Origin of the sequence: Hubeiibacter jixunmingi (assembly GCF_041928215.1) — a bacterium.
GTDB lineage: Bacteria > Pseudomonadota > Gammaproteobacteria > Pseudomonadales > Moraxellaceae > Acinetobacter.
Map to the genome: position 1 here is coordinate 1 of NZ_JBHFHK010000123.1, position 1,230 is coordinate 1,230.

General features: G+C 30.9%; 1 protein-coding gene. It reads left to right on the top strand.

Annotated features, from left to right (window positions below):
• The first annotated feature begins 762 nt into the window (after positions 1-762).
• The gene (locus ACEYX7_RS10920) at positions 763-1,194 is read left to right on the top strand and encodes an ESPR domain-containing protein (RefSeq protein ID WP_374805216.1); all 432 of its coding nucleotides are present in this window, start codon (positions 763-765) and stop codon (positions 1,192-1,194) included.
• Positions 1,195-1,230 lie beyond the last annotated feature (36 nt).

A 1,230-nucleotide genomic window follows, 5' to 3' on the forward strand; every position in this document is an offset into this window, starting at 1 on the left:
TTGGCTGTCGCTAAAGCCCTTGATTGTTTCGTATCTCATCTTGTCATTATATCAAAACTTTCGCAAGAGGTCTAATTATTAAAAATATTGCTAAAAAATACTAACTTGTTCACGTTTATGAGGTTAAATGTCGCATAGTTAATCAAAAATTAAACTAATTAATTATTAATTTTATATTTAAAAAATCCAATTTTAAACAAAAAACGAACTAAAAGAACGATTATTTTTCAAAATTACAAGTAATGAAATTTGTAAATTTTCAAGCTTATTAGGTAGTTTTTTAGTCTGAAAAATTGACAAATTGCAAAACACACCAAAAATGAAGGGTATTTTTTAGTTAAAAAAGATTAATATTTAGGCTAAATTTCCACAATTATATAATATTTATGATTATTTTTTCATTTATGGTGTTTTATTGTTTTGGTTGAAAAATGGTAAATTAAGTCGTTGCACCTTAATTAGGATAATAATATACTTCCTAAGTAAGCAGATTAAAACAGCAGTTATTGTGTAACTACTTTTTCATAATTTTGATGTAATTTTATACTAAATTTATTTTCTGGGTATAAAATGTGGTTATTGTAAAAATAATCCAGTTTTAACCAAGAACATGGCGTATTGTTTTGGTAGTCTGTCTCGCATCTTAGGTGTTTGGATATGGAATAGCATAGCAATATTGGGTAACACTTACATAAAATAAATCTTAGTGTGCAATCGGTAGACGGTGAGAGATCTCCACCTACCACAGCAAAGGAAAGTTCTATGAATCATAATTATCGAGTGGTCTATAACGAATCGACCCAAACCTATACAGCAGTAGCAGAAAATGCGACTTCACGCGGTAAGTCGTCCACTGTGAGCGTAAAAAGCAAAATAGGATCTGATCAACCAATTACATCTACCGCAAGTCACAAAATTGTAAAAACCTTGTCTGTAATTGCGACATTTATTGCAGTAATGTCGTTTGGTACAGCTGCACATGCAGTTATAAATGAATCACCTGTTACAATCGGTGTGGGAGCAACTTCAGCAAATATAACTAACATTTCTATCGGTCCAAATGCTAAATCAGGACAAAAATTTAGTTGGATTGATACTTCGGGAAGATACATAGGCTCTGATGCCACCTATAGAGGTCAACAAATCTATGAAGATATAGCAAAAGAAATTAATAAATGGCACAAATCCACATAAAATAGAAGAACAGGGTATCAATACAATCTAAACGCC

What these genes read in the sequence shown, in the direction of transcription:
- ACEYX7_RS10920 (WP_374805216.1), top strand. Translation starts at nt 763, where the DNA reads ATGAATCATAATTATCGAGTGGTCTATAACGAATCGACCCAAACCTAT.